A 24,406-nucleotide genomic window follows, 5' to 3' on the forward strand; every position below is an offset into this window, starting at 1 on the left:
AACATAAAAAATGCCGAGCTTGCTGCTCGGCATTTTTATGTATTTATCATTTCAGAGAGTGCGACACGGCGGTTATACAGCGCGTGGAGAGTAGATTCCTAGTCTCGCTTGAGCTCGCTGGAATGACAACACTAGTTTAATAAATCAATAAATTAAGCTAATTAACCGCGGTAGTAACGTTGTGGTACGAATGGCATTTTCTCTACCGTCATTGGTAGCATTTTGCCGCGTACTTCTGCAAACAGCTCAGTGCCAATAGCGGCTAAATCCGCACGCACATACCCCATTGATACTGGCTTGCCCGCATTAGGACCCGCTGTACCACTGGTTACCACACCAACCTTGTTGCCGTCCGAATCAAACAACTCAGCACCTTCACGCACTGGCGCTTTAGTTTGACCAACCAAGCCGATGCGCTTACGTGCCACATCTTTCGTCTCTATCTGCTTAAGAATGATGTCTGCCCCCGGGAAGCCCCCCGCACGTTCACCGTCCGTACGACGCACTTTTTGAATACCCCATAGCAGGCTTGCCTCTACAGGTGTCGTTGTGGTGTCTAGGTCGTGACCGTATAAGCACAGACCACACTCAAGGCGTAGTGAGTCACGCGCGCCAAGGCCGATCCACTCGACTTCTTCTTCGCCCGTCAGTTTACGTGCAAGTTCTTCTGCTTTGTCAGCTGGTACCGAGATTTCGTAACCATCTTCGCCGGTGTAACCACTACGAGAAACAATGCACTCTACGCCAAGCAGTTCAACTTTACGTACATCCATAAACAACATCTCTGCCACTTCTGGAGCAAAACGCGCCAGCACTTGTGCCGCTTTAGGACCTTGAATCGCAAGCAGTGCGCGATCATCAATGATTTCCAGCTCAATACCAGATGGAAGATGCGCTTGAAGGTGTGCAATGTCTTGCTCTTTACAGGCAGCGTTCACAACAACAAACAGATGATCGCCAAGGTTCGCCACCATCAAGTCGTCCATGATGCCGCCTTGCTCATTGGTAAAGAACGCGTAACGCTGCTTGCCTGCACCTAAATCAACAATATCCACCGGAACCAATGTTTCTAGAAATGCTGCTGCACCATCACCAATCAAACGAAGTTGACCCATATGAGAAACATCAAACAGACCTGCCGCGTCGCGCGTGTGTAAATGTTCTTTCTTTACGCCCAGTAGGTATTGAACAGGCATGTCGTAACCCGCGAACGGGACCATCTTTGCGCCTGCTTCAACATGAAGTGCATGCAGTGGTGTTTTCAGAAGTTCTTGAGTCATTTTCGTCTCCATTTAGATAGACCCGATGATGCTGTCGGCATTCATTGTATTTCCAATAATAAACACGGCTGATTCAATTTTGCACGAACAAGACATCACTCGACGTTCAAAAATGTGATTTTTAACATTTTTATCACAACAAAACGCACAAAAAATACGCTTTTATGAGTGATATACCATCAACAGAGCGTAATATTAACGTATTCAAAACGAATAGCAATCGTTTGCTTTCACTATAGGAAATTTACAACTACTTATCACTATTTGGCCGTTACCCACAAAATGTGCGCATCTTCCTCACTCACACTGGTCAACATATGGCCCATGTTCGCATCGTAATACACACTGTCGCCTTCGCTTAATACAACAGGCTCATAGAACTCAGAATAAAACATAACCTCACCGGATAAGATGAGCAAAAACTCTTCTCCATCATGGCGAACCCAATCTTTGTATTCATCAAAACTGCGAGCTCGAATTTGGCTCTTAAACGGCATCATTTTTTTATGGGAAAGTTGCGTCGCCAGCAGCTCATGTTCATAGGTTTGCGTTGGGTGCGGTTTACCCTCTTTCTTTTTAGTGACATCCCTACGCCCTGTCGCCACCTTTTTTCTCGGCGGTTCAAATAGTTGCGGCATGTCAATTTGTAAGCCATGCGCCAATTTTTGCATTGCTTGGAAGGTAGGAGAGATCTGCTCGTTTTCAATCTTACTCAGTGTAGAGCGCGCAAGACCAGTACGTTGGCTCGCCTCTTCTAAAGTAATACCAAGTTTTGAGCGGATATCTTTAATGCGCTGACCGAGCTTAAGCGGCTCTATGTTCTTATCATTATGCTCTTTCGCCAACGTCATCGACGGGTATTCATCGTATACACTTTCTGCCATAAATCCCTCTTTAAAAATTCCATTATCCCTTCCTATTTAGCATTGTGCATGAACCCTATAGTGGATAAAAGTCCACCACGTTAATTAAAGCGTGCTCTTGTTAACAAAACCAGAAATCTTGTTTCCTATAGGAAATTTCGGGTTGATTATTCATACTGCAAACGCTATGTTACCAACTTGTTAGATGCGGAGATGCACATTTCTGTAAGAGATTGGATACGAGAAAGCACAATCCGACGGCGTGTGCCCACTTATTTCGGGCCGAAGTTCACTCTGTTCTGCTTTGCAGTTCAGCTGTTTTGAGGATAAATGAGCCACCATCGCAATCAAACAACTATTTCTACTGCGGGTTCATTTTACAATTTGGAAGGTCAACTACCATGAACAAGAGTTACCCTAACTACAGCTTGGAAAACTTTTTCTCTACCAACCTCTCTGCGACAGATGATGCGGTTTTTGCAGGCATTCAGGCAGAATTCGCTCGCCAAAACGAACAAATCGAACTTATCGCTTCTGAGAACATCGTGTCTAAAGCGGTAATGCAAGCTCAAGGCACATGCCTAACCAACAAATATGCGGAAGGTTATCCAGGTCGCCGTTACTATGGTGGCTGTGAGCACGTTGATACTGTGGAAACCATTGCTATCGAACGTGCAAAAACGCTTTTTGATTGTGAATACGCAAACGTTCAACCACACTCAGGCGCACAAGCAAACGGCGCAGTAAAACTGGCACTGCTACAACCTGGCGACACCATTCTTGGTATGTCTCTTGACGCTGGCGGCCACCTCACTCACGGAGCACGCCCTGCGCTTTCTGGTAAATGGTTTAACGCAGTGCAATACGGCGTGGATCGCGAAACACTCGAAATCGACTACGAAGACGTTCGCCAACTGGCACTTGAGCACCAACCTAAAATGATCATCGCAGGTGGTAGTGCTATTCCACGTACTATCGACTTCGCAAAATTCCGTGAAATCGCCGACGAAGTTAACGCGATTCTAATGGTCGACATGGCCCACATCGCCGGTCTTGTTGCGACAGGCGCGCACCCTAGCCCACTTCCTTACGCACACGTCGTAACAACGACCACACACAAGACACTGCGCGGTCCACGTGGCGGTATGATTCTGACCAATCACGAAGACATCATTAAGAAAATTAACTCAGCGGTATTCCCAGGCTTACAAGGCGGTCCACTGATGCATGTCATCGCGTCTAAAGCGGTCGCATTTGGAGAAGCGCTTGGCCCTGAATTTAAAACTTATATTGATTCGGTGATCAATAACGCAAAAGTTCTAGCGGAAGTATTGCAAACTCGCGGGTGCGACATCGTAACTGGTGGTACTGACACGCACCTCATGCTGGTTGACCTTCGCCCTAAAGGCTTGAAAGGCAACCAAGCAGAAGAGGCGCTAGAGCGTGCAGGCATCACATGTAATAAAAATGGCATCCCATTTGATACAGAGAAGCCTATGATTACATCGGGCATTCGTTTAGGAACGCCTGCGGGGACAAGCCGCGGCTTTGGCGCTGAAGAATTCAAACTCATTGGTAACTGGATTGGCGATGTGCTGGATGGTTTGGTTAACAACCCTGAAGGTGACGCAGAAGTCGAAAAACGCGTTCGCAAACAAGTCAAAGAACTTTGCAACCGTTACCCTCTTTACCAATAAAACGATTTATTAGATCAGAATATTCCTGACAAGTTATTTGGAGATTAAGCAATGGACAAAACACTGAAGTTTACAGATAGCCATGAGTGGGTACGTGACAACGGTGACGGCACAGTAACTATCGGTATTTCAGAGCACGCGCAAGAGATGCTAGGTGACGTGGTATTCGTTGACCTGCCAGAAGTGGAAGATGAAGTCGAAGCAGGCGAAAGCTTTGCTTTGGTGGAATCTGTAAAAGCCGCTTCAGACATCTACTCACCAATCACAGGTGAAGTCGTTGAAATCAACGAAGAACTAGAAGACAGCCCAGAGCTAATCAACGAAGAACCATACGAAGGTGGTTGGATTGTGAAAGTGAAGCTTTCAGACCCATCTGAGTTGGATGACTTAAAAGATGCGGAAGAATACCTAAGCTCTATCGAAGAAGAGTAATTAGGACAATACGAAAGCTGTCCCCTTAACACCAAGTGGGCAGCTTTTTTTCTAGGTTCGGACGTATAATTAAATGTGTCAGATGACCATTTCCGATACCCGAACCAAGGAGTAGGTAAAGGACAATGACTGAATTACTTCAAAGCCTCAGCACACAAAACGAGTTCGTTGCTCGCCACAATGGACCAAACAAATCTGATCAACAGAAAATGTTGGAAGCGATCAACGCCGTTAGCCTTGATGCGCTTATCGACGAAACCGTACCAGCGCAAATTCGCCTAGAACAACCACTCACACTGGCAGAAGCAAAAAGCGAAGCCGACATGCTGGTTGCAATGCGCAAGTTCGCTGATCAGAACCAAGTTAAACGTACCTTCATTGGTCAGGGTTACTACAACACCTTCACGCCTAACGTGATTCTACGTAACGTGATGGAAAACCCGGGCTGGTATACCGCTTACACCCCTTATCAACCAGAGATCTCACAAGGCCGTCTAGAAGCCCTTCTAAACTATCAACAAATGGTGATGGATCTAACGGGAATGGAAATCGCGAATGCGTCATTGCTGGATGAAGCAACGGCAGCGGCAGAAGCGATGACACTTTGTAAGCGTGCGGGTAAGAGCAAGAGTAACGTATTCTTCGTTGCTGACGACGTTCATCCACAAACCATCGAAGTGGTAAAAACGCGTGCGAAATTCATCGGTTTTGAAGTCTTAGTTGGTTCTCTAGACTCACTACCAGAGCAAGATGTATTCGGCGCACTCGTTCAATATCCTGGCACAACGGGTGAAGTTCGTGACCTAACGGATATCATCGCAAAAGCACAAGCGAATAAAACGCTGGTAACTATCGCGACCGACCTATTGGCTTCTGCCCTACTAAAACCTGCGGGTGAAATGGGCGCAGACGTGGCAATTGGCTCTGCACAACGTTTCGGCGTGCCTATGGGGTACGGCGGTCCACACGCAGCCTTCATGGCAACACGTGACAAGCACAAGCGTACTATGCCAGGTCGTGTTATCGGCGTTTCTATCGATACTAACGGCAACCAAGCACTGCGCATGGCAATGCAAACGCGTGAGCAGCACATCCGCCGCGAAAAAGCGACATCAAACATCTGTACCGCTCAAGCACTGCTAGCCAACATGGCTTCTTTCTACGCGGTTTACCACGGCGCAGAAGGTCTACGCACTATTGCACGTCGTACGCACCACATGACAGCAATCCTAGCGGCTGGCCTAACAAAAGGCGGCTTCGAGCTTGCTCACAACAGCTTCTTCGACACCATCACCATCAACACAGGTGCACAAACCGAAGATCTATACGCGAAAGCACTAGCCGCAGACATCAACCTGCGTAAGCTTGGTACTCAGCTAGGTGTAAGCTTCGACGAAACCACAACTGTGGCAGACGTAGAAGCCCTATTCGCGGTATTCGGTGTGAAAGAAGACGTGGTAGCACTATCCACTGAAATCGCAGGCAACGAGTTTGCAGCCATTCCAGAAGCTCTGCGCCGCACAACAGAGTACTTAACTCACCCTGTGTTTAACACGCACCACAGCGAAACACAGATGATGCGTTACCTGAAACAGCTAGAGAACAAAGACTTCTCGCTCACGCACGGCATGATCCCTCTGGGCAGCTGTACGATGAAGCTGAACGCAGCAGCAGAGATGATTCCGGTAACTTGGCCTGAGTTTGGTTCGATCCACCCATTCGCACCAGCAGAACAAGCCGCTGGTTACGCAGCGCTAGCAAAAGATCTTAAAGAGAAGCTATGTGAAATCACAGGCTACGACGCATTCTCACTGCAACCAAACTCTGGTGCATCGGGTGAGTACGCAGGTCTTATCGCGATTCAACGCTACCACGAAAGCCGTGGCGAAGGTCACCGCAACGTATGTTTGATCCCAAGCTCTGCGCACGGTACGAACCCTGCGACAGCGTCTATGGTGTCAATGAAAGTTGTCGTGGTTAAGTGTGATGACGAGGGCAACATCGACATCGACGACCTAGCAGCGAAAATCGAAAAGCACAAAGACAACCTATCAAGCATCATGATCACTTACCCTTCTACGCACGGCGTATATGAAGAGCAAGTGAAAGAAGTGTGTGAAATGGTTCATGCTGCGGGCGGTCAGGTTTACCTAGACGGCGCAAACATGAATGCACAGGTTGGTCTAACAACGCCGGGCTTTATCGGCTCAGACGTTTCTCACCTAAACCTACACAAAACCTTCTGTATCCCACATGGTGGTGGCGGTCCGGGTATGGGGCCTATCGGTGTGAAATCACACCTAGCGCCTTTCCTACCAGGCCACATTGAAAATGGTGCAGACGGCGAAAACTTCGCAGTATCGGCAGCGGATATGGGTAGTGCATCTATCCTGCCTATCTCTTGGGCTTACATCGCAATGATGGGGGAAGCAGGCCTTACTGACGCAACAAAAGTGGCGATTCTGAACGCCAACTACGTGATGGAAACGCTGCGCCCACACTACCCTGTTCTTTACCGTGGTACGAATGGCCGCGTCGCGCACGAATGTATTATCGACATTCGTCCACTGAAAGAAGAAACAGGCATCAGCGAAGAAGACATCGCCAAGCGTCTTATGGACTACGGTTTCCACGCACCAACCATGTCGTTCCCTGTAGCAGGCACGCTAATGGTTGAGCCAACGGAATCGGAAGACCTAGAAGAGCTAGACCGCTTCTGTGATGCGATGATCGCAATCCGTGAAGAGATGACGATGGTTAAGAACGGTGAATGGCCGCTGGATAACAACCCGCTTGTTAATGCGCCACACACTCAAGTTGACCTTGCTAAAGAAGAATGGAATCGCCCTTACTCTCGTGAGCTTGGCTGCTTCCCTTCTAAAGCAACCAAATCTTGGAAATACTGGCCAACAGTAAACCGCGTAGATAACGTATACGGCGACCGTAACCTAATCTGCTCGTGCCCAAACATCAATAACTACGAAGATTAATTTTTGTAGTGATCACAGATAACCAAGTTGGAAACTGTGATAACCGAGTTGGAAACCGATAACTAAGTTGGAAACTAACTTGAATAACAAAAGGCGAACCAAATGGTTCGCCTTTTGTCTATGTGCCGTTTTTAGTCTCGTATGACTTCATATTTGAGGTACTAAGAACTCAGGTCGTTCTACCCCATAATCATAATCAGTGAAAGAAACTAATCCACAGCTAACAACCTGATTATAAACTTCATCACTTAAGAGTATCGACGCGTCTTTAATAAAATAAGCGCTCTCTTCAATAACAACTGACAAATTAAATTCAAGAAAATAAAATCATTAACGCTCAGTGTTAATAAATAACCTATGTCCATTATATCGTTCAAGATTAGTAATCTTATCTCATTTCAAGAGCTCATTCTGGCACAATCTGAACACTTAGAGTAAAATATGGAAAGAGAAAAAGTATTGGTTCAGGTGTTCGGAATCAACCGTAAATAATCGCTCGCAATCACCGAAATACGCAACAAAGTTGCTTAAAGGGGATGATAATAATATGGCCACCGTCTATGTAAGCATTGGAAGCAACATTAACCGCGAACATCACATCACAGAATCTATCCATGCATTAAATAATCGCTTTGCACCTCTGCGCATTTCTAATTTCTACGATTGCCAGTCTGTTGGTTTCGAAGGGGATAACTTTCTAAACCTCGTCGTTGGATTCGAATGTGACCTCCCTGTCGCACAACTGGCTAAGGTTTTACATCAAATCGAATTAGAGAATGATCGCAAGCGTGAGACGAAAGCGTATGCTTCACGTACTCTAGATATCGATATCCTTCTTTATGGTAATCAAGTAGGCATTATCGACGGAGTAGAGCTGCCTAGATGCGAAATCACCGAGTACGCTTTTGTGCTTCGACCTTTAGTCGATGTTGCCGCGCAAGAACTTCACCCCACTCTAAACATCTCTTTTCAGCACATCTGGAATAACTTCGATCAGTTGAGTCAGAAAACCGAACTTATCCCTTTTAAGCTCAGTTTCACTGAGTCCTTGCAACTGCCGTAAGAAAGAACGACTGACATTTACTTCTAAGGATCGGAAACTGCTATGAATCACAACGCCATTATTACCATTACAAATCTCAGACTAAGAACTTTTATAGGTTTCAACGAAGAAGAGAAAACTAAGCAGCAAGACATCATTATAAATGCAGAAATCCATTACCCCGCGAACAACCTTTGTCTCGCAGACGATGTGGACCATGCACTTAACTACAAAAACATCTGCAAAAGAATTATTCAACATGTCGAATCCGGAAGATTTTTGCTTTTAGAAAAGTTAACCAGCGACGTACTCAGCATTTGTATAGATCATCCATGGGTACGATACGCTCAAGTTAGAATTGATAAACCTCATGCTTTACGTTTTGCCGACTCCGTCTCGCTCACCCTGAGCTATGAGGCAGACCACGACAATAATTCAAAAGGAGCGAATAAATGCTAACCACTGATGCTGAAAAAGTAAGAGAAGCTTTGCTCGCAAGAGGACTAGAAACACCGATGACACCAAGCAAAATGGACAATGATGAGAAGTACAGCCGCATCAAAGGACTTTTAACTGAAGTTGTCAGTACTCTTGGACTGGATTTAACCGATGACAGTCTCTCTGAAACACCTCACCGCATTGCAAAAATGTACGTTCATGAGATATTTTCAGGGCTCGATTACAATAACTTTCCAAAAATCACTGTGATAGACAACAAAATGTCTCTTAATGAAATGGTTAAGGTATCAGACATAGATTTAACATCGACGTGCGAACATCACTTCATCACCATCGATGGTTTAGCACAAGTTGCCTATATCCCTGAATCCAAGATTCTCGGGCTGTCTAAAATAAACCGTATTGTTCGATTCTTCGCTCAACGCCCTCAGGTCCAAGAACGCCTTACTCAGCAAATTCTGGTCGCGATACAGACTCTAGTTGAAACAGAAAATGTTGCCGTAACTATAAAAGCAACTCACTATTGCGTTAAATCCAGAGGCGTCATGGATGCAAACTCAGAAACCTCAACAACCGCTCTCGGTGGTATTTTCAAAACTAATCCTCAAACTAGAGCTGAGTTTTTACGATGAATGAAACGATTCTAGTAACTGGTGTGGGAAAGCGACTAGGCTTCGCACTGGCGCAGCAACTGTTATCGGACGGTTACAATGTCGTTGGTACCTACAGAAGCTGCTATCCTCAACTGCAACTATTGCGCGACAATGGGGCAGACTTGCAACAGGTAGACTTTTATCAACAAGGTAGCTTAGAGGGCTTTCTTCATTACGTTGGTCAAGAATATAAAACACTTCGAGCCATCATACATAATGCATCCGACTGGAAGTCGGAGAACAAGAATAATCCCATTGAGAACGCATCACAAATCATGAGCCAGATGATGACGCTTCACGCTACCGTGCCTTATCTGGTCAATTTAACACTCAAAGACAATCTGATGTCTGGCGATAAAACTTCGGACATTATTCACATCAGTGATTACGTTGTGGAAAAAGGCAGTAAGAAACACATCGCTTACGCTGCAAGCAAAGCCGCACTCAACAACCTGACGCTTTCGTTCTCAGCGATGCTGGCTCCAAAGGTGAAAGTCAATACTATCTCTCCAGCCATGCTTAAGTTCAATGAACATGACGACGAGACGTACAAGTCCAAAGCTCTGCAAAAAGCACTGATCCCCAAAGAGGCGGGCTTTGAAGAAGTGATAGATGGCATCAAGTTTGTTTTGGCTAGTCACTACATGACAGGAAGAACTTTGCACCTTGATGGCGGCAGACATTTGAAGTGAAGAAGTCCTTGTATTTTAAGCTTACGGTCAACATCTCTGCGAAAACCTAATTCTGGATAAGGCTTTACTGATGCCGTAGAAATGTATAGGAAGCAGAGAGCAGATTACATCATGGCGCGTGCAGTAAAAGCTCATAGGGACATCGTATATATGTCAGTGAACCGAATCAGTTCTTGCAATCACATGGGCGTCCATATATATCCAACTGCGATTTATGCCTTTCAATGATATTGTTTATCAATGATACCGCATAACAATGCAGGTGGAATTTGGTGGTTAGAAATGCCGATTTTGCGCGAGAATGGGAGAAAGCGAGCATCGATGTGCGTAGTCTGCCATTAGCACAAGTCGGGTTATTTTCTGACAGGGATTATCAGTGTTCTGTTGCGCAAGTTTGAAAAGGGGCAAATATGAGTTGAAAGTACAAGCATCGTTAGTCAGTTGTTTGGATCTCGTTATTCTGAACCGCAAGGGAACGTGCATGATTGAAAATCTACTAACCACATGCTGTGTGGCTCAGTTTGCCTATTAGCTTGGAAGCGCGTTTTCTGATATTCCTTGTCTCGCTTAGACTCGCTAGAATACCCGAGAATAGATCAAACAAGGCGACCCAAATAACTCGCCTTGCACAAAACTCGGTTTTGGGTAAAGCCCCATTGCGCGCGATAAGGTTAATTAGCTTTTGATGCCGCGTGCTGCTCTAACATGAACCCGATCACTTCTTCATTTAAGCAAGATTTACTGACGTATTGACGTTGCTTACCCAGATGGAGGATAAGGCCCAAATCGGTTTGTTCTAGTTGGTCGATTTCTTTCCAAGCAATCCTGCGATCGATTTTACCGCTTTTGTAATTCACACCGTTCTCGTTCACTTGAAACACCACTTTTTTGCCGCGGTTTGAGCTGATGGTTTGTCGCCATAACCACCAAGTTCGCTTAAAATAAACACTGAACGCTTCAATAACACTCAATACGATAAAGAACCAACCGACGTAACCGTTAGGTAGCAGCTCAAATTCCAATAACACCACACCGAAGATAAGAAAGAGGATCCCTTTCAGATAAGCTTGTGGGAACTTAGGTGGCTGACTAGTTTGATCATAACACTCCGCAAAGAAAGGCTTGTCGAGTGTGTATTCTGTGGTGAATTCGAAATCTTTAGACATGTAGGGTTACTTTAAGTTTTCTGTGAATGAGAATTCTTGGTTATGCTATTGCAATACGAGCATTGTAGCGCTTCTCGAGACTAATCTTTAGCTATTTTGATTCTGTTTTGTAAGTCAATAATACCGAAAGCGCTAGAAGACCGTGTTGAACTTGCCAAGAGCAAACAAGGCGAACCATTCGATTCGCCTTGTCACCACTCATCATGATTTTATTTTAGTGGGTCATTGTCTGGCAACGCACTATGAATCCAAAGAGCCAGTCTGTGTTTGATGTTTGCGCCGTCGAGCTTGTTATCAGGTAATGGCGTGATCTGCTTGGCATCGACCAAGAATAGGTAAATCGCTTTTACTCTAACAGGTTGTGGTGACTGAGGAAGATCAAAGCCTTGCAACTTCGCCATCTTCCCGCCAATCTCTAGTGCCTTTTTAACCAGTTTGTCTTCATTGTGAAGCTTGGCGCTTTTTGCCATTAATAGAATCCTCTTCTTCGCTTGGACTAAGCATACATTAAGTGTCGCCAACGGCGTGTTATTAAGCTCTCATATTGATAAGATTTCGCCACATTATTCAGTAAGCGATTAAAACGCCCGAATCAATCAACTTCTCTATCGGGAAGAACGCGTTAAGTTGCAACAGTCATCAAATACCGGACACAGTTTTTATCGATAGCTTAGAAGCGCGCTGTGTGAGATTCCTAATTTCGCTTGGACTCGCTTGAATGACCGCCTTGAGTAGTGCGGTGTTGACTCCTCAAGAGTGCGCCGTGAGCTTTCTTTTTCTATCGCTTTCGATGATACTCTGCACATTCTTGATTAATTGGAAAACGTCATGCCTCAAGCAAATTCCGTGGTCGTACTCGACTTTGAAACCACTGGCCTCTCTCCTAATATGGGCGATCGTGCCATTGAAATTGGTGCGGTGAAATTAGTCGATGGTGAGGTTATCGATAGTTTTCAGCAGTTGATGAATCCGGGCTTCAGAGTAAGCTCATTCATTGAAAATTACACTGGTATCACCAATAACATGTTACGCACTGCACCCGGTTGTGATGAAGTAATGGCATCGTTTAGTGAATTCATTGCCGGGGAGAACCTTATCGCTCACAATGCATCGTTCGATAAACGATTTTTAGATGCCGAGCTTGAGAGAATCCACTCTGGTTATTCCGGCGAGTTCGCTTGCTCCTTGCTGGTGGCAAGACGATTGATCCAAGATGCGCCATCACACAAACTGGGGGAGCTTATTCGTTACAAAAACATCGTCAATGACGGTGTTTTTCACCGCGCTTTAGCCGATGCCCAAATGACCGCCAACCTTTGGCTGAAAATGATAGAAGGCTTAGAGCAATCAGGCATCGCCAAGCCAAGTTTTCAGTTTATGCAGACCATTAGCAAAACAGCAAAAGGCAAAGTAGATCTGCTACTCGCTAAACACCTCGCTTAATTCATTCCCACTCAAACGCTTCTCTAGTAAGCATTAGAGGGCGTTTGAGTTACCTTCTCAGGCGTTAATGTGAATTTCAAGGTGCTTTTGGGGAGTAATGTTTTAGAGCATTCATACCTATCGCAGCAAGTACATGATCAGAATTCGCGTTCCAGCAATCTAGGGTGAGCAGTTATGTACTTCAATTGGTATCACTTAGTATTTAACGGTTTTTCGCCACTCATTGGGGGTGACTTGGCATTTTTTTCTTGAATTGCTCGCTGACTACAATTTTTGCGCTAGCCTCCTAATTTTACTGCTATTATTAGAACGGATGTCTTTTTCGTTATTAGTATTGATTGATGAAATTGCCTAGCCCCTAGGCACTTTGATAATAATGCAACCTTAACCGAAAGGTGCGCAATATGATTGGCAAGGGATACAAAAACTACATTAAATCAGCTCAAACTAGAGACGCTCGCACCTTTGATATTATTATCATTGGCTCAGGAACCGGAGGCATGAGTGCAGCCTCCTTTTTAGCCCAGACAGGAAAACGCGTCCTTCTGTTAGAGCAACACAACGTACTCGGGGGATATACCCATACGTTTGGCCGCAAGGGATATTCCTGGGATGTGGGTCTGCACTATGTGGGCCAAGTTCATATCGAGGGAACGACATTAAACAAGGTCTTTCGCTATATTTCGAAAGACACGCTCAAATGGGCTCCCCTTGATGACATTTATGACCGAGCGGTCTTTGGCAAAGATGAATTCCAGTTCCCTAGAGGGCGAGAGAACCTTAAGAGCAAGCTAAAGCAATACTTCCCAGAAGAACAGGATAAAGCCTCAATCGATACGTACTTCTCTTTACTCGATGAGGCACAAAAACTCGGTAGCGGTTATTACATTGAAAAAACCCTCCCTCCATTTCTGTCAAATCTCTTTGGCGATTTTCTTCGTCGCGGCACGCTCAAATTCTCCGACAAAACCACATTAGAAGTATTAAGTGGGATTACCGACAATCCCAAACTGATTGGGGTATTGACCTGTCAATATGGCGATTATGGTTTAGAACCGTCAAAAAGCAGTTTTTACATGCATGCATTGCTTGCTAATCACTATATCGAAGGGGCCGCTTATCCAGTAGGCGGAGCATCGAAACTTGCCGAGTGCATCGTTCCGATTATTGAGCAATCGGGAGGTGTGGCCTTAACACAGGCCGACGTGCGTGAAATTATCATCGAGAACAATAGAGCTGTTGGCGTGCGTATGAATGACGGGGAAAGGTTTTACGCCACGACGATTGTTAGCGCCACTGGTATTGTGAACACCTATTCGCATTTATTGCCCAAAGAGGTGTGTCAGAAGCATCAGTTAGACAAGCTTATTGACAAGTTAGAACCTTCAACGGCGCATGTCGGATTATATATTGGTATCAAAGAGTCCTCTTCAACGTTAAATTTACCCAAATGCAATTACTGGATTTTCCCGCAGCAGTACAATCATGATCAAGGGCGAGCCGAATACAAGGATTTTGCCTCCACGCTTCCAGTATCTTTTGTCTCATTCCCTTGGGCAAAAGACCCATCAGCAGAACAAACTCATCCCGGAAAAAGCACTGCTGAAGTTGTGATTTTGGTGCCCTATAACTGGTTTAAACAATGGGAAGCGACCAAATGGCATAACCGTGGCGAAGAATATAACGCACTTAAAGAACGATTAGCGCAGCAAATGTTGAAGCAGCTCTACCGCGTGGCACCGCAGCTTGAGGGCAAGGTCGATTATTACGAAGTCTCTACCCCACTCAGTACGCGTCATTTCTCGTACCACGAGCAAGGAGAGATCTATGGTATTGCCCATTCACCGCAGCGCTTTAGGCAAAAGTTCCTGCGCGTTCAAACACCGATATCTGGACTATTTCTTTCGGGGCAGGATGTCATGACAGCAAGTATCGCGGGGGGCACCATGGCAGGGTTGCTGTGTGCGTCGACAATTTTAAAGAAAAACCTTCTATGGACAGTCCACAAAACAATAAGATAGATCTCAATCAGCGTATTGCCATCCTTGGTGCGGGTGCGGCGGGGCTCAGTGCTGCAGAAGCCCTGAAGCAAAAAGGCTATAAACACATCACGGTCTTCGAGCGTACCGATCACGCTGGCGGAAAGTGCCTGAGTGTCGAGCTCGGCTCAAAAACCTACGAACTCGGGGCGGGTATTGTCACGGAGAATAACACCGTACCGCTCCAGCTAGCCAAACAATATGGGATCCCCATCGAGCAGGTTCGTTTCGGCCAAAGTATTTATGTCGACAAAAACGGCCAACAAATCGCGACACAGTCACTGACGTTCAAGCTCAAAGTGCTCTGGCAACTGTTTTTCCGTTACCGGCGTATTCTCAAGCAATACAGAGCGCTGGAATCACCCGGGTTTCACAATCTTTCCCCGGAGATTACTGTGCCGTTCGACCAATTTGCCAAAGAGAAAAAAATGACTGACTTGGCCAACATCTTCAGTCTGTTTCTTTCCGGGTTCGGCTATTGCTACTCCGATCATGTGCCAACGGCTTATGTATTGAAATATGTCAACAGGAAGACCATCGTAGCTTACTTAAAAAGCCAAGTTTATCTCTTTCCCGATGGTATCCAGGAACTATGGACACGAGTCGCAAAAGAGCATGATGTCCGATTTGAGGCTGAGATTACCCAAATCAACCGAGGTGAAGTCATCACCATTCATTCGCAGGTAGGTGAAGAAGAGTTCGATAAGCTTATCGTTACCTCACCATTGGATGAGACGGCGTTATTTATGGACTTGAGTGTTCAAGAGCAGATGCTATTCGAAAAAATCATGTATCTTGATTATCAAACCATTCTTTGCACGGTGAACCATTTCGTTGAAAAGACAGGCTACGTACCTGAGAACTTCATTCGGGAGCGAGAGGGTCATCCCGTTTTCTGGTATTACAGACAAGCCGGACAGCCAATCTATTCTTTTTATGTTCTAACCGATAAAAACATCAGCGAAAAAGATGTCACTGATAACCTAAGAACGTTTGTTCGCCAAATGGGCGGGGAGATAGAGTCTATTCATCAATTTATTCATTGGAAATACTTCCCTCATGTCGATTCCGCTGAAATGAACGACGGGTTTTATGACAAACTCGATAAGATGCAAGGAAATCAGCACACCTACTATGCTGGCGAAATACTCAATTTTAGCTGCGTGGGATTTACGAGCGAATATGCTGACTATATCGTACACCGATATTTTTAATTGAACGGTTCTTAATGGCCAATCAAACCTTATCCCCAAGTAACCTCGAGATGCTAAGTTCATCGAGAATGCGTTGCTTGTAGACGAGGCAACGATTTGAAGATCTAGGGATTCTAAATTAAAAATCGTTAACAATGTATACAAGCCAAAGTAACTCATCCCATCACTTAATCGTGGGTGCTCACTGGTCTAACTCTCCAAAGTCGCATACTATGCCAAGTACCTACAAAGCTTTGTGAGCCACTCATGGGCAGTAAAAATAAAAAGAACCTCGGTATTCTCCTTAAACTCAACGCCTTTGTGTCACCCTATAAATGGCGGGTTTCCGCTGCCTTAGTAGCACTGGTTGCGACGGCAAGTCTCACCTTATCGGTTGGCTATGGCGTACGCATTCTGATTGACCAAGGATTTGCTCAGCAATCATTGCAAGAGCTCACTAATGCGATTCAGTTTATTGTGGGTGTCACGCTGTGTATTGCGGTAGGTACGTTCTTCCGTTTCTATCTTGTTTCATCGGTGGGTGAACGCGTCAGCGCCGATATTCGCCTTGCGGTGTTTAACCATGTGATCACACTGCACCCTAGCTACTTTGAGACCAACAGCAGCGGCGATATTATGTCGCGCCTCACCACGGATACCACGTTGCTACAAAGCATTATTGGCTCGTCGTTCTCTATGGCGATGCGCAGCGCCTTAATGTGTTTTGGCGCGATCATTATGTTGTTTGCGACCAACTTTAAGCTCACGTTGATTGTGCTTGCTTCCGTGCCATTCGTGTTGGTTCCTATTTTGGTTTACGGACGACGAGTACGTGCCCTATCTCGCCAAAGTCAAGACTCCATGGCCAATGTCGGCAGTTATGCGGGTGAAGCGATAGAACATATCAAAACGGTGCAAAGCTTTAGCTCAGAACAACATGAGAGAGCCGCCTTTGCCGTTGAAGTAGAAAGAGCCTACGAGGTAGGTAGACAACGAGTAAAGCAGCGCGCGATTCTGATCTCTGGCGTTATTGTGATTGTGTTCAGTGCCATTGCTGGCATGCTTTGGGTTGGCGGTAGTGACGTAATTAATGGCAAGATGTCGGCGGGTGATCTAGCCGCATTTGTGTTTTACGCCATTATGGTGGCCTCTTCTACCGCAACCATTTCAGAAGTGTTAGGCGAACTGCAACGAGCCGCAGGCGCAACCGAGAGATTGATTGAAATTCTACAAGTGGAGAGCGATATCAGCGCGCCAATCAACCACTTGCCAATCAGCGAAGATATGCCTGCTGAAGTGAGATTTCACTCAGTGAACTTTAACTATCCTTCTCGCCCTGACCAACCTGCTATCAAGGGGTTAAACCTGACGGCAGAACAAGGCAAGGTGTTGGCGTTGGTTGGCCCTTCTGGTGCGGGTAAAACGACACTATTCGAGTTACTGCAACGTTTTTACGACCCGCAGCAAGGGCAAGTGCTATTTGGAGGAGAAGACATTCGACAGTTCGATCCAAACGATCTTCGCCGTCAAATGGCGTTGGTACCTCAGCAACCAGCGTTGTTTAGCCACGATGTGTTCCACAACATTCGCTACGGCAACCCAGACGCCACAGACGAGCAAGTGATTGAAGCGGCAAAGAAAGCCCATGCGCATGAATTTATCGAGAAGCTGCCTGATGGCTATCGTAGCTTTTTAGGTGAGCGCGGCGTAAGACTGTCTGGCGGCCAAAAGCAGAGAATTGCCATTGCTCGTGCGATTCTTAAAGATCCGAAAATCTTATTGCTTGATGAAGCCACCAGCGCACTCGACAGTGAAAGTGAACACCATGTCCAGCAAGCGCTTGAGGCGTTAATGGAAGACCGTACGACCTTGATCATTGCACATCGCCTATCCACCATCCAACATGCGGATAAGATTGCGGTATTAGACGGTGGCGAGCTGATTGATATCGGCAATCACCAATCATTGATGCAAAGCTGTGAGTTGTATCAGCGATTGGTCGCGTTGCAATTTAAACATTTAGATTAACACTTGCTTAAGCTCGCTATAAACAATCCAAATTTAAAAAGGCGAAACCAATTGTTCGCCTTCGTTCTAAGTTTATATATAACGCATTAAAAATACTCATCTTTATTTCTGCCCTCCCATAGCTCATAATTTTTCATAACTCTGGAAAACTGCGGACTTTGTATGTAACCATTCAGCCAAACTTTTAACTTCACGTATGGGCTTTGACGAAACCACTGCTTATCAATGCGAGCATATTTACGTAGAAATGGCAGTAGTGCGATATCGACTAAACTCTCTTGATCCGAGAACAGAAATGAATGCTCAGTTAAACGCGCTTCAAGCTTGGCAAGTTCGATTTCACACGCTTTACGTAATTTATCCGTATTGTCTTCATGGTAGCGTTTAGCACACCCAAAGATATTGAGTGCCGGGATGAAAGTTCGTTCGAAGTCTTCGATTATAGAGCGCATTATAGGCAAGGCTTTTGGATTATCACCTTGTAACAAGCCATCCGGATCGTTTTGAGAAAGCGCCCAAATCATGATATCTAGACTTTCTTCCAACACCTCAGTTGCTTTTGGTGTATTTCTATTCCCTAATGTGGATTTGGGCATGACTAAAACGGGCACACTCCCCTTTGGTGATGCTTCTAACATCTCTGTTGGTTTGTTATCGAGCTTGATTGACCGAATGAGTACGCTCTGATGCGCCTTAAGCAGAGCAAACCGAGCGCGAATGGCATAAGGGCAATTGTGCAGTGAATAGAGAATGGGGGCCGAGTTGTTCTCCATATGGGGCTCCGTCAACAGTTGCATCTCTCAATTTAACACCCACATCAATCAAAGTCGGTGAGCATACCGAGAAAAGCTTCTCGTGATTCTGAGCTATTATCACGATGCGTTTTGTATTCGGCGTGTGCATGGGCCGTTGCGATTGGTGATAACTGAATGCTCCATAGCGCATTGACCTCATTTGGTACGACTGAATAACGTACATCAATGATCCGCAGTTTATCGCTAGGATCTTGCGCAACATAGCCATTAGAAAACCATCGAAAGCGTTCGATGTCTTTGGCTTGTTGTGATTTTGGGTCAAGCCACGGGAAGTCTCTATTGACGTCTAGCTTGGCAACGGATTCTCCAGGATAGGATTTGACTGTCGCTCCTACCCTTACTGCATCGATGTGGTAGTGCCCTTCCGTTTCATACACGATTTTCCAAACCAATATGTTGGCAAACGTAGGTTTTGCCGCCAGCCGTATCGGTGTATGCTGCCTTTCTTGCGCTAACTCCCATCCTGCGACTTCAGCTTTGTCTCGCTGAATCATCCCTAACGTTAGGTAAACCAGAGCCCAAAGAAAAGCGATACGAGCATACCAAGGGTTTCGCTTCAATGTTGCAAAAGAAACGAGTATCAATATGGGCAATGTAAATGCAGGATCGATAACCGAGACGGTATTCCATGCATAACGTAGGTTGCTTAGCGGCCAAAATAGTTGGGTGCCATAACTGGTGCAAGCATCCAGCAGCGCGTGAGTGCCATAGCCTAACGTGCAATAAAACCAACTTTGTTTAAACGTGAGTCCACGCCTTTTTGCAAATAACGGATGTAAAACCAAAGTGCAAATTAAGCTACCAATGGGAATAAACAACAGTGAATGAGTAAACTGTCGGTGATACTCCAACACTAACAATGGGTCACTCGATGAACGGATAAGTACATCTAAATCCGGAGCCATTCCAGCAAACAATCCTAAAACGCCAGCGATAACCAACTGTCCCCTTTTACTTGCCGACTGTGGTAACGATGCACCCAGTAAACCCTGCGTTAATGGATCCATAACTTACTCACGCCAAGGCTATCTCTGTATACACAGATAAAAGCGCTGCAGTAATAAATCGAGCGTAAAAACTGGGGGAGTCTTTGGGCATAAGTTTTCCGTATTTAGTTGAATAGCCATCACACATTAAAGGGATTGAAAAAAAACATTTCCATTTTAGTGTAAGAAGGAATGGTGCTGTTCGCTAGTTGGTGATCATCCGAAGTGGGTACTGTCGCTCTAACACGCAGCGTTATTGAGGAGGCCACCAGCTGAGATTCTGGCCAAATCAGTATTTATTCATTTAAAAAGGCGAAAGCAGGTTCGTTTCTAGCCCCGGAATAGAACAAGGCGAACCTTATGGCTCGCCTTTGTTTGCGGTCAACGTCTAAAAACCAGATCAAGCTTAGTCTTGAGAATTCTCTTTCGCGTTGATTTCAGCGTAAGTGTGTAGAAGCTCGGTCAGTGTTTTAACCCAAACAAATACGTCTGTCGGTGTGTTTTTGAGTAATTTTTCAACTTGCGCACAGTGTGTTTCAAGCGTGATCGCTTCTTCCAAGTTAAATGAGATCGCGTAGAAATGCCAAAGAACGAGACGTGTCATTCGCTCGCTGTTTTGCTTCGCGTTGTCTGAGTCATCGAACGCTTGTTGAATTTCACTCAATGCGATTGCCGTCATACGTAACATGGCATCAAGGCGTGCTGTCAGCATGCGCTCTTCACTATCCACTTCTTCTTGTTCAAAAGTAAATAGCTCATTCATCACGTCTTCTGGTACCATTTTACTGATCATGCGAGCACTAAACTCTTCCAGTTCATGGCGAGGCATGGTTACAAGACAATCAAAGGTGTAATCACGAAGCATAAAATCACTCTACATCAGTTATAACTTTTAGTTTGCGCATTCTAAGCGCTGAGATTTCAATTACCACTTTTTATTCTTATCTATCGCACGAAACGTATCAAATTTCGTGTGAACGTCTCTCTGCGCCCAGCTTAGATAAAGCTGGGCTAAAACTATGTAGAGATATGTTGTATATCCCAAATCGCCATAAGTGAATGAAGCGTTGATTCGCTCTACATCACCATAGCATAATAGCCCCACTCCCCTGAGCATTGGTAAAGTACAGTCTTGTTCTTACAATGTACTTACGACCTTTATGCAAATGAGTTTCGATTCTAGCATTAACGTCAAAACCTGAATCATCATCGCCTTCGATGTATTCTTCGACACCATCTCTAAGCTCAAACAACACCATTACGGTGTCCATTTTGCCAAATGTTTGCAATGTATATTTTCTAGTCAAAGACGGTTTAATAATGAAATCAACTTGCTCTCCTGCTTTAATAGTAATCCTTTGAGACTCATATTGACGAAGCTCTGGGAGCGTTGCTTTCTGCTCAGGATATAAGGTTGTCACAGTTTGTATGTCGATTGGTGATAACCCCCCCTGAGGAACCAATGGTTGTGTTTTATATATTGCTGGATCTTTGATTAGGCCTGCCTCAAATTGATAGTGCATAATTGAATCTTTATCCCAATCGGAACCATCAACGGAGTTAGGTGGTATTTTTCGAATAATATTCCTATAGGTTGTTTCTCTTGACCAAAAGTTAGGAGACCCCCCTAAACTTTCATACACTTTTTCCTCATCCCACACGATCCCAGCACGCGGGTTTTGATGCTCATGCGGAAACCCAAGTATATGTCCGATTTCATGTAAAGCTGTGTCTCTCCCATACGGGGTTGTTAAGTCCCAACCATAATTCGTTGTTCTTTGGTTAGGGCTCGTTACAAAATCAATGCAGTCACGCCCAACGTATGACCAAGAACCATCCGATTGATCAAAACCAATCCGAATCATTGCTTCTTCAGCATGCTGGACTTCTCTGAATATTAGGCCAATTCCTAACTCTTTCCACATAGCAAAGGCATCCCTCACGGCATCTTCTTGGCCACTTCCTCCTCTCCATATTGCTGGCTCTTTAAAAAAGTAGTAAGTAAGTTGAGTTCCATTAACCCACATCCGGTCCAACTTGGCGATGAGACGGGCCCTACTACCATCTAATACATGACTCAGTTCTCTGCTTCGAACTTCGGGAGCTGAACAAAACCTCTGTTTATGCAGTTTCGATTTTGATGATTTTCCTGCCTTAGTCATAAGTAGTCTCCATAGTTAACATGTAGACAGTGCCTTGCGTTCTCCTAGGCCTGAGATTTAAGAATAGATTCGTTAAGGGCTTCGTTCGTTCGCAAAAATGCGAAATTTACAGATTCATAAACATAAGGCCAATCCAATCCCAATCACGCACAACGATGAAGTAGGAAAGCTCACTGCTTGCTTCAACGAAATGGTTGAAAATCCCATTGAGAGAGAACAGCAATCACTACTTCAATTTCACAACGTGACAGGTCAAGCGATCGCGGAACAGCGCAGTAAGTTACTGGAATTGATGTTCGACCAGAATCAAGGCGGTATTTTCGTACTTGATCGACGCTTAAATGTGACGACACAAAATGCGGCCGCAATGGATTGGTTCGGCAAGTTAAAGCATATTAAGGGCTTACCTTTGAGATCACCACTCCTACTATCCCAGAAGCAAACAAGGCGCCTACTCAAGAATGGTTTTGTGGTTAACAATGTTGAAATTGAGCACAGAACAAAGTATTGGCTCTTTTATGAAATGAAAGCGAGTGTGTTTAAGGGATTAGCTGATGGCGTCGAGGCGTTTGTGATTAGCTTAACGAATCTATCGGTAGGTATAGAACTCAAACGGTTAAGTTTTAAGCCAACCATGACCCGCTGACAACATTAGCCAGTCGTTCTAAAGCATTGAGGGTATTGCAAGCCAGGCATGAGCAAGGTCGTTCGCTAGGTTTTATCCGTTTTTGATTCACTATTTTCAATAACGTTGGCGACATCTTGCGTCTCTGCATCCACCCACTTCATAAACACTTGGTATCCTGCTGCTAAGAACGCCGCGCCAATAAACATACCCAAAATACCGCCCGACATCATACCGCCAATGGCACCTATAAGAACAATTGGCATCGGCACTTCCAACCCTCGACCTAAGATCAATGGTTTTAAAAAGTTATCAACTAAACTCGCAACGATCAGTAATATGGTAAAAATCACATTGTGCACTGTGCCACTATCACCAGACCACAATAAGCCAACTGCAACTAACGCGATGATGGTGACGGGCAATTGAACAATCGCAAATATCAGTGCGACAACGGCAAATAACGCAGCAGCTGGCACACCAGATAAGGCAACAACAGCACCAAACACCATCGCGGTTAAAAATGCGATACCGATAATGCCCACTGCCACTTGTCTGATGGTGGCGGTTGTCAGCTTGTGTAGCTCTGGGCCTTTGGCTTCGTCCGATAAGCTGATAAAAATTTTACGAATGGATTTGGCGGCAGGTTCTGCCCATGCCAACATGATACCCGCGATAATAATGGCACCGATCAGCAATAATACGTTCTTTGCCGCGCCACTTGCTGCATCCACAAACCAATTCAACGCCCCTTTCACCTGAGGTTGACGTTTTTCAATAAACTGCGGCAAATCATTCGATGCCTCAAACCACACTGCATGCAACTTTTCCCCCACAACCGGCCACTCTTTGACACTCTGCGTTGGGGGGGTGATGACTAACGTTCCCTCTTGGTAGGCATTAAATGAACCAAGAGTTTTGGATGCTAGCGAGTTGCCAACCATTGCGGTTGGCGTACCCAATATTAGTGCGCCAATAAGTGCTATCACGGTTGCTGAACGCGCTGATGTCCAACCTAATTTAGCTTGTATAAATTCACTAAGGGGATAAAGCGCAATCGCCAATACCAAAGCCCAAAGTAAGATTGGAAGAAACGGTAAAAATGCCCAACTACAGACAATCACAATAAACGTAATAACCGAGAATCGGATCAGAGAAGCTGTAAACGCTTTTGACAGTATTTTCTCTAAATGCTCATTTGAATTATTCAACTGCTTATCCTTTTGGTTTATATCCAACACAGTATTTGACGATGTACAACGAAGCGCAGTAACTGACACAACCTTTTATCACATTACGATATTAAAAATAGTACATATCGACTTATATCCAACAAGTTACTTAACTTCTTTATCATTTCATTTGAGTGGTTGAACGCACACTTACAAACTTCTCCATGATGTTTGCAATCACACCCATTGTGTTTCTCTCTCCAATTCTAGCTCGCCAGCCTAGATTGAAATTTCACGCAATATTTCAAACCCTGTCAGCGAAAAACCAACTGAATCCACAGTATGCACACATAACAACGCGATATCGTCACCCTTTTTATTTTTTTATGGATTTTATTATGCGTCTTTCCGCGCGTTCGCTTCTGCTGGCTGATTCTTTGTCTGTGTTTTTCTTCTTCGTCATTCGCTGAGCAGAAGGCTCGCTTTCCAACCACCGAGGATTGGCTAACTCATGCTTCAAGCGGATTAGCACCCTACTGGATGCAAAAACAAGCCCTTGGCGTACCTATCGGGAACTTTTCGATGTGTTGATGGCAAGTTCCTTGACGTGAACAATGTCTGTTCTGAACTCAACCACAGTTCGATTACACCGCACTTCGACTGTGAATA

Annotated in this window: 21 protein-coding genes; 12 read left to right on the top strand and 9 right to left on the bottom strand. The window is 45.1% G+C overall.

What is annotated here, in order from left to right:
• Window positions 1-161: 161 nt before the first annotated feature.
• Together gcvT and ACVA54_RS01570 are read right to left on the bottom strand one after the other, a co-directional pair.
• The gene (gene gcvT / locus ACVA54_RS01565) at window positions 162-1,280 is read right to left on the bottom strand and encodes a glycine cleavage system aminomethyltransferase GcvT (RefSeq protein WP_099077688.1); all 1,119 of its coding nucleotides are present in this window, start codon (window positions 1,278-1,280) and stop codon (window positions 162-164) included.
• A gap of 260 nt (window positions 1,281-1,540) precedes the next feature.
• Window positions 1,541-2,164 (bottom strand): helix-turn-helix domain-containing protein, encoded by a 624-nt coding sequence (locus ACVA54_RS01570; RefSeq protein ID WP_099077687.1) that lies wholly within the window; start codon window positions 2,162-2,164, stop codon window positions 1,541-1,543.
• A gap of 380 nt (window positions 2,165-2,544) precedes the next feature.
• Here ACVA54_RS01570 and ACVA54_RS01575 point away from each other — a divergent pair, with 380 nt between their 5' ends.
• The 7 genes from ACVA54_RS01575 (at window position 2,545) to folM (ending at window position 10,108) form a co-directional block, all read left to right on the top strand.
• Window positions 2,545-3,840 (top strand): serine hydroxymethyltransferase, encoded by a 1,296-nt coding sequence (locus ACVA54_RS01575; protein ID WP_446579520.1) that lies wholly within the window; start codon window positions 2,545-2,547, stop codon window positions 3,838-3,840.
• Between the two features lie 51 nt (window positions 3,841-3,891).
• On the top strand, window positions 3,892-4,272 hold the full coding sequence (gene gcvH, locus ACVA54_RS01580) for a glycine cleavage system protein GcvH (RefSeq protein ID WP_099077685.1): 381 nt from the start codon (window positions 3,892-3,894) through the stop codon (window positions 4,270-4,272).
• Window positions 4,273-4,397: 125 nt separating this feature from the next.
• On the top strand, window positions 4,398-7,262 hold the full coding sequence (gene gcvP / locus ACVA54_RS01585; protein ID WP_446579517.1) for an aminomethyl-transferring glycine dehydrogenase: 2,865 nt from the start codon (window positions 4,398-4,400) through the stop codon (window positions 7,260-7,262).
• A gap of 547 nt (window positions 7,263-7,809) precedes the next feature.
• A complete protein-coding gene (folK, locus tag ACVA54_RS01590) occupies window positions 7,810-8,325 on the top strand; it encodes a 2-amino-4-hydroxy-6-hydroxymethyldihydropteridine diphosphokinase (protein ID WP_099077683.1) in 516 nt (171 codons plus the stop codon).
• Window positions 8,326-8,367: 42 nt separating this feature from the next.
• A complete protein-coding gene (gene folX, locus ACVA54_RS01595; RefSeq protein WP_119463924.1) occupies window positions 8,368-8,763 on the top strand; it encodes a dihydroneopterin triphosphate 2'-epimerase in 396 nt (131 codons plus the stop codon).
• Window positions 8,757-9,395 (top strand): GTP cyclohydrolase I FolE, encoded by a 639-nt coding sequence (folE, locus tag ACVA54_RS01600; protein ID WP_446649353.1) that lies wholly within the window; start codon window positions 8,757-8,759, stop codon window positions 9,393-9,395. Before folX ends, folE begins: the two co-directional genes overlap by 7 nt.
• Window positions 9,392-10,108, top strand: a complete 717-nt coding sequence (gene folM, locus ACVA54_RS01605) for a dihydromonapterin reductase (protein ID WP_099077680.1) — start codon at window positions 9,392-9,394, stop codon at window positions 10,106-10,108. The genes folE and folM overlap by 4 nt, the downstream gene beginning before the upstream one ends.
• Window positions 10,109-10,779: 671 nt before the next feature.
• Here the strand turns inward: folM and ACVA54_RS01610 are convergent.
• Window positions 10,780-11,274, bottom strand: coding sequence for a YcxB family protein (locus ACVA54_RS01610; protein ID WP_446609074.1), 495 nt, complete (start codon window positions 11,272-11,274; stop codon window positions 10,780-10,782).
• A 209-nt stretch (window positions 11,275-11,483) separates the two neighbouring features.
• The gene (locus ACVA54_RS01615; protein ID WP_099077678.1) at window positions 11,484-11,744 is read right to left on the bottom strand and encodes a DUF5062 family protein; all 261 of its coding nucleotides are present in this window, start codon (window positions 11,742-11,744) and stop codon (window positions 11,484-11,486) included.
• 358 nt (window positions 11,745-12,102) lie between these two features.
• Here ACVA54_RS01615 and ACVA54_RS01620 point away from each other — a divergent pair, with 358 nt between their 5' ends.
• From ACVA54_RS01620 to ACVA54_RS01635, 4 genes are all read left to right on the top strand, one after another.
• Entirely contained in the window at window positions 12,103-12,717 is a 615-nt protein-coding gene (locus ACVA54_RS01620) for a 3'-5' exonuclease (RefSeq protein WP_099077677.1), read from the top strand.
• A 404-nt stretch (window positions 12,718-13,121) separates the two neighbouring features.
• Entirely contained in the window at window positions 13,122-14,738 is a 1,617-nt protein-coding gene (locus ACVA54_RS01625) for a phytoene desaturase family protein (RefSeq protein WP_099077676.1), read from the top strand.
• Complete coding sequence (locus ACVA54_RS01630) at window positions 14,711-15,970, top strand: FAD-dependent oxidoreductase (protein ID WP_446619970.1); 1,260 nt, start codon at window positions 14,711-14,713, stop codon at window positions 15,968-15,970. Before ACVA54_RS01625 ends, ACVA54_RS01630 begins: the two co-directional genes overlap by 28 nt.
• 246 nt (window positions 15,971-16,216) lie before the next feature.
• A complete protein-coding gene (locus tag ACVA54_RS01635; protein ID WP_119463927.1) occupies window positions 16,217-17,977 on the top strand; it encodes an ABC transporter ATP-binding protein/permease in 1,761 nt (586 codons plus the stop codon).
• A gap of 86 nt (window positions 17,978-18,063) precedes the next feature.
• On the opposite strand, the gene ACVA54_RS01640 is transcribed toward ACVA54_RS01635, so the two are convergent.
• From ACVA54_RS01640 to ACVA54_RS01655, 4 genes are all read right to left on the bottom strand, one after another.
• A complete protein-coding gene (locus ACVA54_RS01640) occupies window positions 18,064-18,750 on the bottom strand; it encodes a glutathione S-transferase (RefSeq protein ID WP_446617141.1) in 687 nt (228 codons plus the stop codon).
• 44 nt (window positions 18,751-18,794) lie between these two features.
• The gene (locus ACVA54_RS01645; RefSeq protein WP_099077672.1) at window positions 18,795-19,799 is read right to left on the bottom strand and encodes a metal-dependent hydrolase; all 1,005 of its coding nucleotides are present in this window, start codon (window positions 19,797-19,799) and stop codon (window positions 18,795-18,797) included.
• Between the two features lie 385 nt (window positions 19,800-20,184).
• Complete coding sequence (locus tag ACVA54_RS01650) at window positions 20,185-20,643, bottom strand: exoribonuclease R (protein ID WP_099081080.1); 459 nt, start codon at window positions 20,641-20,643, stop codon at window positions 20,185-20,187.
• Between the two features lie 217 nt (window positions 20,644-20,860).
• On the bottom strand, window positions 20,861-21,940 hold the full coding sequence (locus ACVA54_RS01655; protein ID WP_099081079.1) for a M12 family metallopeptidase: 1,080 nt from the start codon (window positions 21,938-21,940) through the stop codon (window positions 20,861-20,863).
• A 97-nt stretch (window positions 21,941-22,037) separates the two neighbouring features.
• Here ACVA54_RS01655 and ACVA54_RS01660 point away from each other — a divergent pair, with 97 nt between their 5' ends.
• Complete coding sequence (locus ACVA54_RS01660; protein ID WP_099081078.1) at window positions 22,038-22,586, top strand: hypothetical protein; 549 nt, start codon at window positions 22,038-22,040, stop codon at window positions 22,584-22,586.
• 65 nt (window positions 22,587-22,651) lie between these two features.
• Here ACVA54_RS01660 and ACVA54_RS01665 read toward each other — a convergent pair whose 3' ends face one another.
• Window positions 22,652-23,776, bottom strand: coding sequence for an AI-2E family transporter (locus tag ACVA54_RS01665; protein ID WP_099081077.1), 1,125 nt, complete (start codon window positions 23,774-23,776; stop codon window positions 22,652-22,654).
• Window positions 23,777-24,406 lie beyond the last annotated feature (630 nt).

It is taken from the genome of Vibrio sp. PNB23_22_6 (assembly GCF_052877535.1).

What these genes read in the sequence shown, in the direction of transcription:
- folE (WP_446649353.1), top strand. Translation starts at nt 8,757, where the DNA reads ATGCTAACCACTGATGCTGAAAAAGTAAGAGAAGCTTTGCTCGCAAGA.
- ACVA54_RS01655 (WP_099081079.1), bottom strand. Translation starts at nt 21,940, where the DNA reads ATGACTAAGGCAGGAAAATCATCAAAATCGAAACTGCATAAACAGAGG.
- ACVA54_RS01575 (WP_446579520.1), top strand. Translation starts at nt 2,545, where the DNA reads ATGAACAAGAGTTACCCTAACTACAGCTTGGAAAACTTTTTCTCTACC.
- gcvT (WP_099077688.1), bottom strand. Translation starts at nt 1,280, where the DNA reads ATGACTCAAGAACTTCTGAAAACACCACTGCATGCACTTCATGTTGAA.
- gcvH (WP_099077685.1), top strand. Translation starts at nt 3,892, where the DNA reads ATGGACAAAACACTGAAGTTTACAGATAGCCATGAGTGGGTACGTGAC.
- gcvP (WP_446579517.1), top strand. Translation starts at nt 4,398, where the DNA reads ATGACTGAATTACTTCAAAGCCTCAGCACACAAAACGAGTTCGTTGCT.
- ACVA54_RS01640 (WP_446617141.1), bottom strand. Translation starts at nt 18,750, where the DNA reads ATGGAGAACAACTCGGCCCCCATTCTCTATTCACTGCACAATTGCCCT.
- ACVA54_RS01645 (WP_099077672.1), bottom strand. Translation starts at nt 19,799, where the DNA reads ATGGATCCATTAACGCAGGGTTTACTGGGTGCATCGTTACCACAGTCG.
- ACVA54_RS01610 (WP_446609074.1), bottom strand. Translation starts at nt 11,274, where the DNA reads ATGTCTAAAGATTTCGAATTCACCACAGAATACACACTCGACAAGCCT.
- ACVA54_RS01625 (WP_099077676.1), top strand. Translation starts at nt 13,122, where the DNA reads ATGATTGGCAAGGGATACAAAAACTACATTAAATCAGCTCAAACTAGA.
- folX (WP_119463924.1), top strand. Translation starts at nt 8,368, where the DNA reads ATGAATCACAACGCCATTATTACCATTACAAATCTCAGACTAAGAACT.
- folM (WP_099077680.1), top strand. Translation starts at nt 9,392, where the DNA reads ATGAATGAAACGATTCTAGTAACTGGTGTGGGAAAGCGACTAGGCTTC.
- ACVA54_RS01630 (WP_446619970.1), top strand. Translation starts at nt 14,711, where the DNA reads ATGGACAGTCCACAAAACAATAAGATAGATCTCAATCAGCGTATTGCC.
- ACVA54_RS01615 (WP_099077678.1), bottom strand. Translation starts at nt 11,744, where the DNA reads ATGGCAAAAAGCGCCAAGCTTCACAATGAAGACAAACTGGTTAAAAAG.
- folK (WP_099077683.1), top strand. Translation starts at nt 7,810, where the DNA reads ATGGCCACCGTCTATGTAAGCATTGGAAGCAACATTAACCGCGAACAT.
- ACVA54_RS01650 (WP_099081080.1), bottom strand. Translation starts at nt 20,643, where the DNA reads ATGCTTCGTGATTACACCTTTGATTGTCTTGTAACCATGCCTCGCCAT.
- ACVA54_RS01570 (WP_099077687.1), bottom strand. Translation starts at nt 2,164, where the DNA reads ATGGCAGAAAGTGTATACGATGAATACCCGTCGATGACGTTGGCGAAA.
- ACVA54_RS01620 (WP_099077677.1), top strand. Translation starts at nt 12,103, where the DNA reads ATGCCTCAAGCAAATTCCGTGGTCGTACTCGACTTTGAAACCACTGGC.
- ACVA54_RS01635 (WP_119463927.1), top strand. Translation starts at nt 16,217, where the DNA reads ATGGGCAGTAAAAATAAAAAGAACCTCGGTATTCTCCTTAAACTCAAC.
- ACVA54_RS01660 (WP_099081078.1), top strand. Translation starts at nt 22,038, where the DNA reads ATGCGAAATTTACAGATTCATAAACATAAGGCCAATCCAATCCCAATC.